13 protein-coding genes and 1 tRNA gene are annotated in these 15,567 nt (G+C 63.7%); 5 read left to right on the top strand and 9 right to left on the bottom strand.

All coding sequences use genetic code 11. From position 1 onward, the window contains the following. Nucleotides 1-129: 129 nt before the first annotated feature. Nucleotides 130-206 (bottom strand) — tRNA-Pro (locus FJ964_RS28940). A 197-nt stretch (nucleotides 207-403) separates the two neighbouring features. Between FJ964_RS28940 and FJ964_RS28935 the strand changes: the two genes are divergently transcribed. Both FJ964_RS28935 and FJ964_RS28930 read left to right on the top strand, forming a co-directional pair. Beyond that, nucleotides 404-1,924, top strand: a complete 1,521-nt coding sequence (locus FJ964_RS28935) for a phosphomannomutase/phosphoglucomutase (protein ID WP_140553989.1) — start codon at nucleotides 404-406, stop codon at nucleotides 1,922-1,924. Between the two features lie 10 nt (nucleotides 1,925-1,934). Then, a complete protein-coding gene (locus FJ964_RS28930) occupies nucleotides 1,935-4,175 on the top strand; it encodes an AGE family epimerase/isomerase (RefSeq protein ID WP_140553987.1) in 2,241 nt (746 codons plus the stop codon). Nucleotides 4,176-4,205: 30 nt separating this feature from the next. On the opposite strand, the gene betB is transcribed toward FJ964_RS28930, so the two are convergent. From betB to betI, 5 genes are read right to left on the bottom strand one after another with little or no spacing between them, the layout of a single operon-like run. Continuing rightward, entirely contained in the window at nucleotides 4,206-5,669 is a 1,464-nt protein-coding gene (gene betB / locus FJ964_RS28925) for a betaine-aldehyde dehydrogenase (RefSeq protein ID WP_140553986.1), read from the bottom strand. 57 nt (nucleotides 5,670-5,726) lie between these two features. After that, the gene (gene betA, locus FJ964_RS28920) at nucleotides 5,727-7,379 is read right to left on the bottom strand and encodes a choline dehydrogenase (protein ID WP_140553984.1); all 1,653 of its coding nucleotides are present in this window, start codon (nucleotides 7,377-7,379) and stop codon (nucleotides 5,727-5,729) included. Nucleotides 7,380-7,382: 3 nt separating this feature from the next. Continuing rightward, the gene (locus tag FJ964_RS28915) at nucleotides 7,383-8,390 is read right to left on the bottom strand and encodes a threonine/serine dehydratase (protein ID WP_140553983.1); all 1,008 of its coding nucleotides are present in this window, start codon (nucleotides 8,388-8,390) and stop codon (nucleotides 7,383-7,385) included. Further along, complete coding sequence (betC, locus tag FJ964_RS28910) at nucleotides 8,387-9,916, bottom strand: choline-sulfatase (protein WP_140553982.1); 1,530 nt, start codon at nucleotides 9,914-9,916, stop codon at nucleotides 8,387-8,389. Before betC ends, FJ964_RS28915 begins: the two co-directional genes overlap by 4 nt. Then, nucleotides 9,913-10,503: a transcriptional regulator BetI gene (betI, locus tag FJ964_RS28905; protein ID WP_140553980.1), complete on the bottom strand. Its 591-nt coding sequence runs from the start codon at nucleotides 10,501-10,503 to the stop codon at nucleotides 9,913-9,915. The genes betC and betI overlap by 4 nt, the downstream gene beginning before the upstream one ends. A 189-nt stretch (nucleotides 10,504-10,692) precedes the next feature. Between betI and FJ964_RS28900 the strand changes: the two genes are divergently transcribed. Further along, nucleotides 10,693-11,859: an acetyl-CoA acetyltransferase gene (locus tag FJ964_RS28900; RefSeq protein ID WP_140553979.1), complete on the top strand. Its 1,167-nt coding sequence runs from the start codon at nucleotides 10,693-10,695 to the stop codon at nucleotides 11,857-11,859. Between the two features lie 26 nt (nucleotides 11,860-11,885). After that, a complete protein-coding gene (locus FJ964_RS28895) occupies nucleotides 11,886-12,890 on the top strand; it encodes an asparaginase (protein ID WP_140553977.1) in 1,005 nt (334 codons plus the stop codon). 12 nt (nucleotides 12,891-12,902) lie between these two features. On the opposite strand, the gene FJ964_RS28890 is transcribed toward FJ964_RS28895, so the two are convergent. After that, nucleotides 12,903-14,279, bottom strand: a complete 1,377-nt coding sequence (locus FJ964_RS28890; RefSeq protein WP_140553976.1) for a TIGR03808 family TAT-translocated repetitive protein — start codon at nucleotides 14,277-14,279, stop codon at nucleotides 12,903-12,905. Between the two features lie 117 nt (nucleotides 14,280-14,396). Between FJ964_RS28890 and greA the strand changes: the two genes are divergently transcribed. Then, nucleotides 14,397-14,873 (top strand): transcription elongation factor GreA, encoded by a 477-nt coding sequence (gene greA, locus FJ964_RS28885; RefSeq protein WP_140553974.1) that lies wholly within the window; start codon nucleotides 14,397-14,399, stop codon nucleotides 14,871-14,873. 9 nt (nucleotides 14,874-14,882) lie between these two features. Here the strand turns inward: greA and FJ964_RS28880 are convergent, their stop codons facing one another. Together FJ964_RS28880 and FJ964_RS28875 are read right to left on the bottom strand one after the other, a co-directional pair. Further along, a complete protein-coding gene (locus FJ964_RS28880; protein ID WP_140553973.1) occupies nucleotides 14,883-15,272 on the bottom strand; it encodes a type II toxin-antitoxin system death-on-curing family toxin in 390 nt (129 codons plus the stop codon). Next, nucleotides 15,269-15,490: an AbrB/MazE/SpoVT family DNA-binding domain-containing protein gene (locus FJ964_RS28875; RefSeq protein WP_140494768.1), complete on the bottom strand. Its 222-nt coding sequence runs from the start codon at nucleotides 15,488-15,490 to the stop codon at nucleotides 15,269-15,271. Before FJ964_RS28875 ends, FJ964_RS28880 begins: the two co-directional genes overlap by 4 nt. Nucleotides 15,491-15,567: the final 77 nt, after the last annotated feature.

The raw sequence follows: 15,567 nt of genomic DNA, 5'->3' as shown, positions 1-15,567 counted from the left end.
ACTATGATCTCGGCTATATCGATCTGGAACAGAGGACCTTGCAGACCATCGACAATCCGTTCGGCACGAGATTGTCATGTCTTAGGTACAATACGTTACCTATGTCTCCGGGTTGTACATTGTTTTTTCTGGTCGGAGTGGCAGGATTTGAACCTGCGACCCCCTCGTCCCGAACGAGGTGCGCTACCAGGCTGCGCTACACTCCGTGACCAGACCGCGGGCTTATAGCCGCCGCATCTGGTTCCTGCAAGCGTCAATGGCAGCACTTCTGTCGGATTTCGCCAGCTTTCTTCGCGAGCCTGTTTCAGCGCTTCGAATAAAGATCGCTTAAGGCTTCCGTGATAGGGCACCCTCGGCAACCGTTTGCGCGATTTGTGTTTCCAGCCACTCGGAGATTGCAGTCTTGACCCTCACGATCGTTGGCGAAGTCCGGCCCAACAGTTTCGGATTCGAAACCGAAGCGCTGATCAAGGCGTCCGGCTTCCGCGAATATGACGCGCGCTGGTGGTTCGGTCATCCGGCCTCCTCACAACCGCCAGAGCTCAACCTGATTGGCGCCCAGGCGCTAGGCATGGGGCTCGGCACCTTGATTCGCCGCCTGGGCGCCGGGCCCGACATTGTCATCGGCCATGACTTCCGCTCCTATTCGCTGTCCATCAAGCTGGCGCTGGTCTCCGGTCTGATGGCCGCGGGCGCCCGGGTCAGGGACATCGGTCTGGCGCTGTCGCCGATGGCCTATTTTGCCCAGTTCGCGCTGGACACGCCGTCCGTCGCTATGGTGACGGCATCGCACAACGAGAATGGCTGGACCGGTGTCAAGATGGGCGCGGCGCGGCCGCTGACCTTTGGGCCGCAGGAGATGAGCGTGCTGAAGGCGATCGTACTGGCCGGCGAGTTCGACCTTGCCGGCGGTGGCGCGTATGAATTTGTCCCCGGCGTCCGTGAGATTTATCTCGACGATCTGACCAGGCATAAGCGCCTAGCCCGCAAGCTGAAGGTGGTCTGCGCCTGCGGAAATGGCACGGCGGGCGCCTTCGCGCCGCAGGCTTTGCAGCGCATCGGCTGCGAGGTCGTCCCGCTCGATGTCGAACTCGACCATACGTTTCCGCGCTACAACCCGAACCCCGAGGACATGCGCATGCTGCATGCCATCAGCAAGAAAGTTCTGGAGACCGGCGCCGATGTCGGGCTTGGTTTCGATGGCGACGGCGATCGCTGCGGGATCGTCGACAATGAGGGCAATGAGATTTTCGCCGACAAGGTCGGTGTGATGCTCGCGCGGGATATTTCGCTGCTCCATCCGGGTTCGACCTTCGTCGCCGACGTCAAGTCGACAGGGCTGTTCGCCACCGACAGCGTGCTCAAGGATAACGGCGCCATCACCGACTACTGGAAGACCGGCCATTCCTACATCAAACGGCGGGTCGCCGAGCTCGGCGCCATTGCCGGCTTCGAGAAATCAGGCCATTTCTTCTTCAATCCGCCGATCGGTCGCGGCTACGACGACGGCCTCATCACCGCGATCGCCATCTGTGAGATGCTCGACCGTAACCCAAAGCATTCGATGGCCGATCTCTACCGGACGCTGCCGCTGACCTTTGGCACGCCGACAATGTCGCCGCATTGCGCGGACGACGTCAAATACGGTGTGGTCGACCGGGTGACGGCGGATTTCCAGGCGATGCAGCGCAAGGATGAGGTCTTCGCGGGTCAAAAGATCGCGGCGCTGATTACCGTCAATGGCGTGCGTGTGGTCGCCGAGGACGGTACCTGGAGCCTGGTGCGGGCCTCCTCCAACAAGCCGGAGCTTGTCGTGGTGGTGGAGAGCCCGGTATCGTCGCAGCGGCGCCGGCAGATGTTCGAGGCCGTCGACGCTGTGCTGCGCCGCAGCCCGGAAGTCGGCGCCTACAACCAGACCTTTTGACCAGGGCATCATGAGCCAGCGCATCGTCAGTTTCGTCATGAGCGGCGGCGTCGGCTCGCGGCTCTGGCCGCTATCGCGCGAGGACAATCCCAAGCAGTTCCACGATCTTTCGGGCGACGGCTCGATGCTGGCAAAGACCTTGCGCCGGCTGACATCACGGCCCAGCGGCGAGACGCCCATCTTCATGATCGCTTCCGAACGCCATGCCGAGCGCGTCCATGCCGATCTCGCGGGCATAAACCTTGCCGGCGGCGGTCCGCTGTTCGAACCCATTGGCCGAAACACCGCCGCGGCGGTGGCGCTGGCAAGCCTGCGCACGCTCTCCGAATTCGGCGACGAACTGGTGCTGGTGGTGCCGTCCGATCACGAGATTTCGACCGCGCGGCAATTCTGGCAGAGCGTCGAGGCGGGTGCTGCCGCGGCCAGCGCCGGGCGGCTGGTGGTGTTCGGCATCAAGCCGACACAGCCGGAGACCGGCTATGGCTACATCGAAGTCGCTGCCGAAAGAGAGGGCGTGTTCGACGTCTCGCGCTTCGTCGAAAAGCCGGACCTTGCCACAGCCCAGGCCTATCTCGAAGCCGGCAATTTCCACTGGAACACCGGCATCTTCCTGTTTCGCGCCGGCGCCATGCGCGATGCATTCGCGGCTTTCGAGCCGAAGATCTGGCAGGCGACCGAAGCTGCCTACAAGGCTGCGACATCGGACCTTTCCGGCTTTTACATGCCGCTGGACCTCTATGGCGCCATTCCTTCGACCTCGATCGACTACGCCATCATGGAGCGGGCAAAGGACATCGCCATGGTGCCGGCCGGCTTTCGCTGGAACGATCTCGGCTCCTGGCAGTCGCTGCTCGATGTCGGGCCTGCCGATGGCCAAGGCAATGTCATCGCCGGCGACGTCGTCGCGATCGATTGCGAGAATTCCTACATTCGCAGCGATGGCCGGCTGCTGTCGGCTATCGGCATGAGAGATGTCGCCATCGTCTCGACATCGGACGCGACCTTCGTCGCCCCGGTCAGCCACAGCCAGCACGTCAAGAAGATCGTCGAGCAGCTCGAAAAATCCGGCCGGCTGGAAACCCGGTTCACGCCGGCCCACGACCGGGTCATCGAAAGCGGCGCCTGGCGCCGCCGCGTCCATCACTGGCTGTTTCAGGAGACGCTTCCGCTATGGTCTACATCAGGCGTCGACGAACGCTATGGCGGCTTCCACGAGGCGCTTGGCTTCGACGCCACGCCGCTGATGAAGCCCAAGCGCATGCGCACGCAGGCCCGCCAAGTCTACGCCTTTGCGGTCGCCAAGCAACGCGGCTGGGACGGCCCGGCCGATCGGCTCATCGCTCACGGCATCGACTTCATGGCCGGAAGCGGCCGAACGGCAAGGGGCGGCTGGGTGCGCACCCTCGACATTGACGGTTCGGTCGCCGACCCGGTCGAGGACGCCTACGATCATTCCTGCGTGCTCCTGGCGCTGGCACATGCCCACATGTCGGGCCATCCGGATGCGCTGCGGCTCGGCGAGGAGACCTTCGCCTTTCTCGATGCCCATCTCGAGGATAGCCGCATGACCGGCTTTCTCGAAACCTCGGACGGGCAGGGCGAGCGGCGCTCCAATCCGCACATGCATTTCCTGGAAGCCTTCCTCGCCTGGCATCAGGCGACAGGCGAGCGCGCCTATCTGCGCCGCGCGGCGCGCATCATCGACTTGTTCCGCAGCCACTTCTTCGATCCCGAAAGCTGGACGCTGGGTGAATATTTCGACGCCGGCTGGAGGCCCGTGGCGGACGAGAAGGGCACCTGGACCGAGCCCGGCCATCATTTCGAATGGGCCGCGCTGCTTGTCGATTTCGCCGCTCGTAGCGGCCAGGCCGAACTGAGTGGCTTCGCCAGGAAACTCTATGCCTCGGCCATCGCCAATGGCCTCAACCGCGCCACAGGCCTTGCCTATGGCGCGGTCTCCCGGCAGGGTCTGCCGCTGGACCTGATCTCGCGCAGTTGGCCACAGGCCGAAGCGGTCAAGGCGGCGATTGCGTTGGACGGTTCTGGCGGACCCGATCTCAAGCCGGAGATCGAGGAACGCGTAGGCCGGCTGTTCCGCTGGCACATCGACCCGGCGCCGCTGGGTCTGTGGATCGACCGCGTCGACGAGCGCGGCCGCTCGCGGGCATCAGATGTGCCGGCCAGCATTTTCTACCATCTCGTGTGCGCGCTGACGCAGTATCTGGATGGGACTGCACAGAAGGGCGGCTGAGAAAGAGGCGCTGTCCCGACTACATTTTGCTCAATACGGGCTGGCCACATCCCCGGTCTCGACATAAACCGCCTTCAGCTGGGAATAATGCGCCAGCGCGGCCAGTGAATTCTCCCGCCCGATGCCGGATTGCTTGACACCGCCGAAGGGGATTTCGACGGGGGTCAGGTTGTAGGCGTTGATCCAGCACGTGCCGGCCTGCAGCTCGGCGATGACGCGGTGGGCGCGCGACAGGTCGCGCGTGAACACGCCGGCCGCGAGGCCGAACTCGGTGTCGTTGGCGCGCTCGACCACCTCGTCCTCGCCGTCGAATTTCAGCACGCTCATGACAGGCCCAAAGATTTCCTCGCGCGCGATGCGCATGCTGTCGGTCACCCCGGTGAACACCGTCGGCTCGACGAAGAAGCCGCCTTCAAAACCTTGCAATGAGGGCACGTTGCCGCCCCAGGCGAGCGTGGCGCCTTCTTGCTTGCCCGCCGCGATGTAGGAGACGACCTTCTCCTGCTGCGCCTTGCTGACCAGCGGCCCCATCTGGGTTTCGGCATCGAGCGGGTCGCCGATGCGGATCTTCTTGGTTCGCTCGACGAGCCGCTCGACGAAGCGGCCATGGATGCCCTTCTGGACGAAGACGCGTGTGCCGTTGGAGCAGATCTGCCCCGTCGAATAGAAATTGCCCAGCATGGCGCCGCCGATGGCATTCTCGAGATCGGCGTCGTCGAAGACGATCAGCGGCGACTTGCCGCCGAGTTCCATCGTTGCGTGCTTCATCTTCGAGCCGGCTGATGACAGAACCTTGCGGCCGGTCGGCACCGAACCGGTCACCGACACCTTGGCTACGACATCGTGGCTGACGAGGCCGGCGCCGACATCGCCATAGCCTTGCACGACGTTGAACAGTCCGTCTGGCAGACCCGCCTCGCTGTAGATCTCGGCCAGCACCAGGGCCGACAACGGCGTGTTTTCCGATGGTTTGAACACCATGGCATTGCCCATGGCGAGCGCGGGCGCGGATTTCCAGCCGGCGATCTGGATCGGGTAGTTCCAGGCGCCTATGCCAACGCAAACCCCGAGCGCCTCACGCCGCGTGTAAGCGAAAGCCCCGCCCAGATCGACGGCCTCGCCATTGTAAGCGGCAACCGCGCCTCCGAAATATTCCAGGCAATCCGCGGCCGAAGGGGCATCCGCCACCAGCGTTTCCTGGATTGCCTTGCCGGTATCGAGCGTCTCGAGGCGAGCAAGATCGGCGTTGCGGGCACGCAAGATGTCGGCGGCGCGGCGCAGGACGCGGCCGCGCTCCACCGGCTTCAGCCGCGCCCAAGCTGGTTGCGCGGCACGTGCGGCCTCGATGGCGAGTTCCAGCACGTTCGGCGTCGCCGAGCGTAAAAGGGCGATGATCTCGCCGGTTGCCGGATAGATAACCGGCAACGGCGCGCCTTGCTCGTCGTCTATGTAGCGTCCGTTGACATAGTGCGATGCCGTTGGCTGGGCGCGCATGGGCTTCTCCAAATCGTCTTTCGCGGCATGCCGATCGTGCGGTTGCACGATCATGCTCTATCTGTCGGACGCCTGCCAGCGGGGATTGATCCATGGTTCCTGGTTGGAAGGCGCCAGCGGCGTGCGGCCAAGAATGTGGTCGGAAGCCTTCTCGCCAGTCATGATCGACGGCGCGTTGAGATTGCCGTTGGTGACGCGCGGAAAGATAGAGGAATCGGCGACGCGCAGGCCCTCGACGCCGATCACACGGCATTCCGGATCGACGACGCTCGTGACGTCGTCGGCACGGCCCATCCGGCAGGTGCCGCAGGGATGATAGGCGCTTTCGGCGTGATCCCTGATGAAGATGTCGAGGTCGTCGTCCGACTGCACGTGGCTGCCGGGCGAAATTTCCTGTCCGCGGAAGCCGTCGAAGGCCTTCTGGCCGAAAATCTCGCGCGTCAGCCTGATGCAGTGGCGGAACTCGCTCCAGTCGTCGGGATGCGACATGTAGTTGAAGTGAATCACCGGTTTCGAATTCGGATCCGGCGAGCGCAGCGTCACCGAGCCGCGCGACTTCGAACGCATTGGCCCGACATGCGCCTGAAAACCATGCGACTTCGCCGCCGCCTTGCCGTCATAGCGCACCGCCGCCGGGATGAAGTGGTACTGGATATCAGGATAGTCGACGCCGGCGCGCGAGCGCACGAAGGCCGCCGCCTCGAAATGATTGGTGGCGCCAAGGCCGGTCTTGAAGAACAGCCACTGCGCCCCGATCATCGCCTTGGAAAACGGGTTGAGCACCGAATTCAGCGTGATCGGCTTTGTCGATTCCTGCTGGATATAAAGTTCCAGATGGTCCTGCAGGTTGCGGCCGACGCCGGGTCTATCGGCCACCACCGCGATGCCGTTTTCCCTGAGATGCTCTGCAGGCCCGATGCCCGACAGCATCAGGATTTTCGGCGAATTGATCGACGATGCCGCGACGATCACCTCACGTCGCGCCTTAACAACTTGAATCTGTTTGCGAGCTTCGATTTCGACCCCGATGGCGCGTTGATTCTCGATGATCACCCGCCGCGCAAAGCCCTTGACCAGGCTTACGTTTTTGCGCCTGAGCGCCGGCTTCAGATAGGCTGATGCCGCCGACCAGCGGCGGCCGCCAAAAATGGTCTGCTCCATCGGGCCGAACCCCTCTTGCCTGGAGCCGTTATAGTCGTCGGTCAGTTCGAAGCCGGCCTGGCGGCCCGCTTCGACGAAGGCGCCATAGAGCGGATTTTTCCGCGTGCCGCGCCGCACGTGCAGCGGCCCGCCATGGCCCCGCCAGCCGTCCTCGCCGCCTTCCGCATCTTCCATGCGCTTGAAATAGGGAAGCACGTCGGCAAAACCCCAGCCGGCGGCTCCCTGTTCGGCCCAGTGGTCGAAGTCGCGGGCGTGGCCGCGCACATAGACCATGCCATTGATCGAGGACGAGCCTCCGATCACCTTGCCGCGCGGCGTTGCCAGCACGCGGCCGCCGAGGTGCGGCTCCGGTTCGCTGGCGAAGCCCCAGTCGTAGAGGCTCATGTTGAGCGGGATCGACAGCGCCGATGGCATCTGGATCAGCGGCCCTATATCGGAGCCGCCGAATTCGATAACGATGACAGAGTGCTTGCCATCCTCCGACAGGCGATAGGCCATGGCCGAGCCGGCGGAGCCGGAGCCGATGATGACGAAATCCGCTTCAAGCATTGTTCATATGCGCCCATCGTTCATATGCGTGATGAAATCGGCGAGCGAGACATTGCCGCCGGTAGCCACCACAAGGACGGTCTTGCCGGCCACATCCACCTTGCCGCCGAGCAGTGCCGCCAGCGAGGCAGCTCCGGACGGCTCAAGCACCAGCTTCATCCGCTCGAAGGCGATTTTCATTGCCCGCCGCACCAAGGCGTCGTCGACGGTGATGCCGCGAACGCCGGCGGTTCTGACCGCCGCGAACGGCGCCTCGCCGGGCCGCCGCGACATCAGCCCGTCACAGATCGAGTTCGGGGCGAGCGGCATGGTCTCGATGCTGCCATGCGCCAACGAGGCGCCCATGCCGTTGAAACCTTCGGGCTCGACGCCGATGGTTTCTGTGGCCGGCGACAGATAGTGAAAAGCGAGCGAAACGCCGCCGATCAAGCCGCCGCCGCCGACCGAGCAGAACAGCACGTCCGCCTTCGTGCCCTTGGCAGAAAGCTGCTCCAGCGCCTCCAGCCCGGCACCTGCCTGGCCGGCCACGATTTCCGGATCGTCGAAGGGATGCAGCAATGTCAGCCCTTCGGTCTCGGCGATCTCGCGCGCCTTGGCGGCGGCGACTTCCTCACGCGCGCGCTCGCCGTGATCGGTAAGCACCACGCGCGCGCCGTAGCCTGCTGTGGCGTCGCGCTTGGCGGCCGGCGCGTCGATCGGCATGACGATCGTGACGGGAATGCCGAGCGCCTGGCCGGCAGCCGCCAGTCCTTGCGCGAAATTGCCGGAAGAATAAGCGACGACGCCCTTCTTGGCTTCGTCGGGCGACAGCCGCTTCAGCCGCCAGTAGGCGCCCCGCACCTTGAACGATCCCGCCCATTGCAGCGATTCCGCCTTGACGAAGACGCGAGCGGCGCCGGTTTCCCTGGCGAGCGCCGCCGATTCCAGCAGCGGCGTGATCTGCGTCGCCTTGGCGGTGACCGCATAGGCTTGCTTCAGGTGGTCGAGTGAGGGGACAAGCGTAGTCATCATTCGCCTCGCGGATACCGTTTGCTCTCCTCGAGATTGTCGAGGTTCATGTGGTTGCGCATGTAGCGCTCGGACGCTTTCTGCAGCGGCTGGAAATCCCAGGGGTAGTAGGCGCCGTTGCGCAGCGCCCGATAGACGACCCAGCGGCGCGCCTGACTTTCGCGCACCGCAGTGTCGAAAGCGGCCATGTCCCAGCGCGCCCGCACCTTCTCCATGAACGCCGCGACCAGCGGTTCGTTGGCCGGATCGGCGGCGAGGTTTTTTCGCTCCAGCGGATCGGATTGGAGATCGAACAGTTGCGGCGCATCGAGCTCGCAATGGACGAACTTGTATCGGCCCTCGCGGATAGCCACCAGAGGCGCGTATGAACCCTCAGCCGCATATTCCATCAGCACAGGCGCGCTGCGCTGCTCACCGTCGATCAGGGGCAGCAGCGATTGGCCATCGGTCCATGGCGCGACGGCATCGATGTGGATGCCGGCGAGGTCGCAAAGCGTCGGCGTCACGTCGAGATTGGAAACCGGCGCTTCGATCAGCCCGGCCGCAACGCCCCTGCCGGCAACCATCAGCGGCACCCGCGCCGAGCCCTCGAAGAAGCTCATCTTGAACCATAGGCCGCGCTCGCCGAGCATGTCGCCATGGTCGGAGCAGAACAGGATGGTGGTGTCGTCAAGCATGCGCGTCCGCTTGAGGACGTCCAGGAGCTCGCCGAGCTTGTCGTCGACATAGGAAATATTGGCGAAATAGCCGCGCCGCGAACGGCGCACCTGCTCAGGGGTGATCTGGAACGACGGATAATCGCTGGCGACATACAGCCGCTGCGAATGCGTGTCCTGTTCGTCATACGCGATGAAACCGGTTTCCGGGTCGAGCGCCTGGCAATTTTCGTAGAGGTCCCAATATTGCTTGCGCGCGACATAGGGATCGTGCGGATGCGACAGCGAGACGGTGAGGCACCAGGGCCGGCGCTCCTCATCGTCCTGCTCCCGCGAAAGCTGATAGAGCTTCTGCGCGGCCAGGAACACGACCTCGTCGTCATATTCCATCTGGTTGGTGGTTTCCGCGATGCCGGCACCGGTCACCGAGCCCAGATTGTGATACCACCAGTCGATGCGCTCGCCGGGCTTGCGGTAGTCGGGTGTCCAGCCGAAATCGGCCGGGTAGATGTCCGTGGTCAACCGTTCCTCGAAGCCGTGCAACTGGTCCGGCCCGACGAAGTGCATCTTGCCCGACAGGCAAGTATGGTAGCCGGCGGCGCGCAGATGATGAGCGAAGGTCGGAATCGACGAGGCGAACTCGGCCGCGTTGTCATAGACCCCGGTGCGCGACGGCAACTGGCCGCTCATGAACGAGGCACGGCCGGGCGCACAGAGCGGCGAGCCGGTGTAATTGTTGCGGAAGCGCGCCGAGCGGGCGGCCAATGCCTTCAGATGCGGCGCGTGCAGGAAGTCAGCCGGCCCGTCCGGAAAGAAAGTCCCGTTGAGCTGATCGACCATGACGACCAGGAAATTTGGTTGCTTGCGTGTCACTGCCTCTGCCGTCCGCTGAGTTTCGTTTCGAGATAGTCTTCGACCAATGCGATCGCGGTCGCGGCATCGGGCACGCCGTCCTTCAGCGCGCGCCTGATGTAGAGCCCGTCGATCATCGCCGCCGTCGCTTCGGCGACGCGGTCGGCCTCGGCTCGGGACAGGATGCCGGCCAGCCCGCTCATCAGGTTCGAATGCAGCCGCCGCGCATAAATCCTGAGCAGCCGGCGCAACGCAGCCGATTTCTGCGCCTCGACATAGAAGGCGAGCCAGGCGGCGATCGTTTCGGCCCGGAACTGGATCTCGGAGAAATTGACGGCCACCACCGCCGAGACGCGTTCGCGTGGGGAACCGGCGGATTGAAGCGCGCGCCGCATGTCCGCGGTCAGTTCGGCCAGGATATGCCGCATCGTCGCGAACAGCAGTTCATCCTTGGCGCCGAAATAGTGATGGGCCAGCGCCGACGACACGCCGGCGCGCCCGGCGATCTCCGACATCGTCACGTCAAGCGAGCCGCGCTCGCCGATCGCCGAGATCGTCGCGTCGATGAGCGCTTTGCGGCGCAGTGGCTCCATTCCGACTTTCGGCATGCTGTTCCCGATGTTTCGGCCAAAGATTATTTTTTATTGACGGGTCAATCAACAAAAATCCAGCCCGAACGACAACCGATTGTCGGCTCTGGCTCATCCCGCGGACTGGAAAACGGTTCACTATTGAACAATATTGAATGCTCAAGCCGCGATATGACGTGTTAGGATCCGCGGCAGATGGAGATTGCCATGACCGCATGCATCGTCGGCTGGGCGCATTCGCGTTTCGGCAAGCTTGAGGGCGAAACGCTGGAGAGCCTGATCGTCAAAGTGGCAACCGAGGCGCTCGACCATGCCGGCATTGGCCCGGACGATGTCGACGAGATCGTACTCGGACATTTCAATGCCGGCTTTTCCGCGCAGGATTTCACCGCCAGCCTGGTCCTCCAGGCCGACGACCGGCTGCGCTTCAAGCCGGCGACGCGCGTCGAGAACGCCTGCGCCACCGGTTCGGCCGCGGTCAGGCAAGGCATCCGCGCCATCGACGCCAATGCCGCCCGCATCGTGCTGGTGGTCGGCGCCGAGCAGATGACGACGACGCCCGGCCCCGAGATTGGCAAGAATCTGCTGAAAGCCTCCTATTTGCCCGAGGATGGCGACACGCCGGCCGGCTTTGCCGGCGTCTTCGGCAAGATCGCGCAGGCCTATTTCCAGCGCTACGGCGACCAGTCGGATGCGCTTGCCATGATCGCCGCCAAGAACCACAAGAACGGCGTCGACAATCCCTATGCGCAGATGCGCAAGGATTTCGGCTACGAATTCTGCCGCCAGGAGAGCGAGAAAAACCCCTTCGTCGCTGGCCCGCTGAAGCGCACCGACTGCTCGCTGGTCTCCGACGGTGCCGCCGCTCTCGTCCTCACCGACACGGCGACGGCACTGAAGATGCGCCGCGCCGTCACCTTCCGCGCCAATGAGCACGTGCAGGATTTCCTGCCCATGTCGAAGCGCGACATTCTCACCTTCGAAGGCTGCGAGCAGGCCTGGAGCCGCGCGCTTAAGAAAGCCGGCGTGACGCTTGACGATCTCTCCTTCGTCGAGACGCATGACTGCTTCACGATCGCCGAACTGATCGAATATGAGGCCATGGGCCTGGCGAAGCCCGGCGAGGGCGCCAAACTGGCGCTGGACGGCACGACCGCAAAGGACGGACGGCTGCCGGTCAACCCGTCCGGCGGCCTGAAGGCGAAGGGTCATCCGATCGGCGCCACCGGGGTGTCGATGCATGTGCTGAGCGCCATGCAGCTCGTCGGTGAGGCGGGCGGCATCCAGGTGCCCAACGCCAAACTTGGCGGCATCTTCAACATGGGCGGCGCGGCGGTCGCCAATTACGTTTCCATTCTCGATCGGATTCGGTAAAAGCGACCCGCATCCGCGGGGGCAACATGACAAATCCGGTTCTAATCGAAGTTCTGCGTGGCGCCATCGTCGAGAGCGCCCACCGGGGCGCGGCCGCGGTTTTCGATGCCGATGGCACGCCGGTTCTGGAAATCGGCGACACGTCGAGGCCGGTGTTTCCGCGCTCCGCCGTCAAGGCCATCCAGGCGCTGCCGCTGGTCGAAAGCGGCGCCGCCGATGCATATGGCTTCGGCAACCGCGAACTGGCGCTGGCCTGTGCCTCCCATTCGGGCGAACCGGCCCATGTCGAACTGGCCAGGTCGATGCTCGCCAGGGCCGGGCTGGACGGGTCGGCGCTTGAATGCGGCACGCACTGGCCCTCAAACCATGATGCGGAGATAGCACTTGCGCGTGCCGGCGGCTCGCCCAACGCGCTGCACAACAACTGCTCCGGCAAGCATTCGGGCTTCCTCTGCACCTGCGTTCACGCGGGCATCGCGCATGGCGGCTATGTCAGGGCGGATCACGCCTTGCAGGAGATGGTGCGCGACGCCATGCAGGCGGTAACAGGAGCCCGCCACGGCGCCGACGAGCGCGCGACCGATGGTTGTTCCATCCCGACCTACGCGGTGCCGCTCAGGAGTTTCGCGCTGGGCTTTGCCCGGATGGCGACCGGGACGGGTTTTGCACCGGTGCGAGCCAAAGCTGCAAACCGTCTGCTGGCCGCCTGCATGGCAGAGCCGTTCTTTGTTGCCGGAACGGACCGCGAAGACGTCGCGTTGATGGAAGCCGCCCCCGGGCGGATTTTTGCGAAAGGTGGCGCTGAAGGCGTTCATTGTGCCGCAATTCCCGAACTGGGTCTCGGCATCGCGCTCAAATGCGACGATGGCGCCAGCCGTGCCAGTGAAGCAATGGTTGCCGCCATCCTCGCAAGGCTGTTGCGCGCGGACCAAGCCCTGGCGGCGAGGCTGCTCGAAATGGCAAACGCACCCATCGAAAGCCGGGCCGGCGCCAAGGTCGGTGCGCTGAGGCCGACGGCGGCGCTGGCCTGAGACAGGCGCGTCTCAACTGACGTGATTGCGCTCGACGGTCAGGTGCGGATAGCCGGTATAGCCTGACGCGGCGAGATCGCCCGTGGCCGGGTCGGCCCAGCGCTGCCCGACAATGGCGCCGTTGCGTGCGCCGTCGATGACATTGTCGGAGATGATGGCGGTTCCGGCGCCGTCGACCACGCTGACGACGATGCCGGTGCCCGCCTTGCGGATGATGTTGCCGGTGGCCACGACGTTGCGCAGATACGGTCCCCAGCCGATCGACATCCCGTAGAGCGGCGCGTTCTCGATGACATTGTTGGACACGGTGGTGTCGGCCTCGACGCCGATGCCGATGCCGAATCCCGGCGGGTCGGCCGGGTAGGGACCTGATGTCGACAGGTTGCGCACGATGTTGCCGGAGCAAACACCCATGCGGCCGCCTTCATTGAAATTGACGATCGAGATGCCGTTGGCGGCACCATCGACGACGTTGTTGCTGATGATGGCGCCCTCGAACGAGAATTCGGAGTAGACCGCCGTTTCGTCAGAGCGCATGCAGGTGTTGCCTGATACCTGCAGATTGCTGGCGCTGTTGGCGCGGATGGCGGAGAATGCGCAGTCCGAAACGATATTGCCGGAGACGATCACATTGGCGGCGCGGAAGGCATTGATGCCGTTGCCGTTCTGGCCTGTGCCGCCGCCGCGCGCCGCTATGCGTTCGACCCGGTTGCCGGTGACGATGGTGCCGTCCTCCGCCGCTTGCCAGCGGTGTACGAGGATGCCGCCATTGGCGCAGTCGGAGACGGTGTTGCCTGTGATCGCCAGCCCTGCGGCCTCGACCGAATAGATGCCGGCGTCCGCCGCTCCGGATATTTCCGTGCGCTCGACCCGGCCCGCCGCGTGCTCGAGCGCCAGCCCATTCTTGCCGCTACCGGTTATCTGGCAATTATCGACAATGAGATGCGCCACGCGGCGCAGATCGAGCAGTCCTTGCGCATAGTCGCCCATCGAGCGGTTTGAGCCGTCGAGGACCAGGCCGCTGAGCTCGATGTGATCGGCTTGTTCGGCCATGAACAGGTGACCGTCGCCACCATAGACGATGCGTGTTGCGCCAGGCACGCCGCTAAGGCGCACCCGGCCGGGCAGCGTCAGGTTGGATACGACGTAGGTGCCGGGCTGCAGGAACACCGGCATGTCCCGATCGCTGGCCTCGCGCAGCAGCTTGGCGAAAGCCTTGCTCTGATCGTCAAAGGTGCCGGGTTGCACGCCAAGCTCGGTGGCGTTGATCGATCCGCGCATCGAGGCTTTCTCGATGCCGGGCAAGCTCGCGGCGGCTGCCTTGCCCAGCGAAAGCCCGAACACGGCAAAACCGGCTGTCCGCACAAGCAGTTTGCGTCTGTTCAACATCGGCACAGGTCCTGCGTTTTGCACGTCTAGTGGCAGGATTCATGCCAGCCGGGCTCCTGCGTTCCCGCCGAGGGGCAATGACTTGTGAAGTCGTGAGGGCGGGCATAAGTTCAAGGAATGAGCAGAGCCTTTACCCGCGAGGAAGACAGCGAAAACGCCATCGCAGGCGTCGGCGAACGGCCGATCAGCCAACACCGCAACCTGGTGACGGAGCGTGGCCTGGCAATGATCGAGGAGAATCTGGCCGATCTGCGCGACATATTGGCCAAAGCCGAGCGCCGGGGAGACCGCGAGCGCATCGCGCTGGTGTCGCGCGACCTACGTTACTGGACCGCGCGGCGGGAAAGTGCCGAGCTTTCGGTGCCCGAGCCCGGGAGCGACGTCATCCGCTTCGGCATGGGCGCCACGCTCGAAGCCGAGGACGGCAAGAAGGTGCACTGGAAGATCGTCGGCGAGGACGAGGCCGACCCGTCGAAGGGCAGCATTTCCCATGTGTCGCCAATGGCGATTGCTTTGTTTGGCAAGAAGGTCGGCGATGTCGCCACCGTCAACGGCAAGGAATGGGAAATCGTCAAGCTGAGCGCGGGCGGCTGAACCCCAACGTCAGTTCTCAGTCTGCACGATGTGGTCGCGAAAGAACGCGGCGGCACCCGCTTCATCGATCTCGCCGGCGGCGATAGCCATCACGAATTCATAAAGCGTGCCGTTGTCCGCCGTCAGGACGTGACCGTTGACGATCAGGAAGGCGCCGGCGGCGACAATCGCCGTGCGTTTGTTGCCGTCGACAAAGGCATGATTTCTGGCAATGCCGAAGACATAGGCTGCTGCAAGATCTTCAATCGACGGAGTGCCGTAATTGGCCTTGTTCTGGGCCCGGGTCAGCGCCGATTCGAGTGCATTTTCATCCCTCAAACCTTGTGCGCCGCCATGCCGGCGCAATTGCTCGGCATGCATCGCTTCGACCGCGCGGCGCGACAGGAACTCCCAGTTCATTCGGCGAGCTTCTGAAGCGCGACCTTGTACTTGTCCATGACCTTGCGAGCAGCTTCCATCTGCCGCTCGAAACTATCGTCGACCGGTTTGAGGACGATGTCCTTGTCCGTTTCGAGAACCTGAAGCTGATCACCGGCTTTGAGATTCAGGCGGTCGAGTAGTTCCTTGGGCAGGATCACACCTTCGGAATTGCCGATCTTGCGAATGGTGGTGTTCATGCTGGATTGCTCCTGTTGCAACGTCAATTATAACTCGACCGCCGCGCCGTTGCAACAGATATTATAACTTACGAATG

It is taken from the genome of Mesorhizobium sp. B2-3-2 (assembly GCF_006442295.1).
GTDB lineage: Bacteria > Pseudomonadota > Alphaproteobacteria > Rhizobiales > Rhizobiaceae > Mesorhizobium.
The sequence above is the reverse complement of the archived record's forward strand: the minus strand, read 5'-3'. Positions and strand labels throughout refer to the sequence as shown.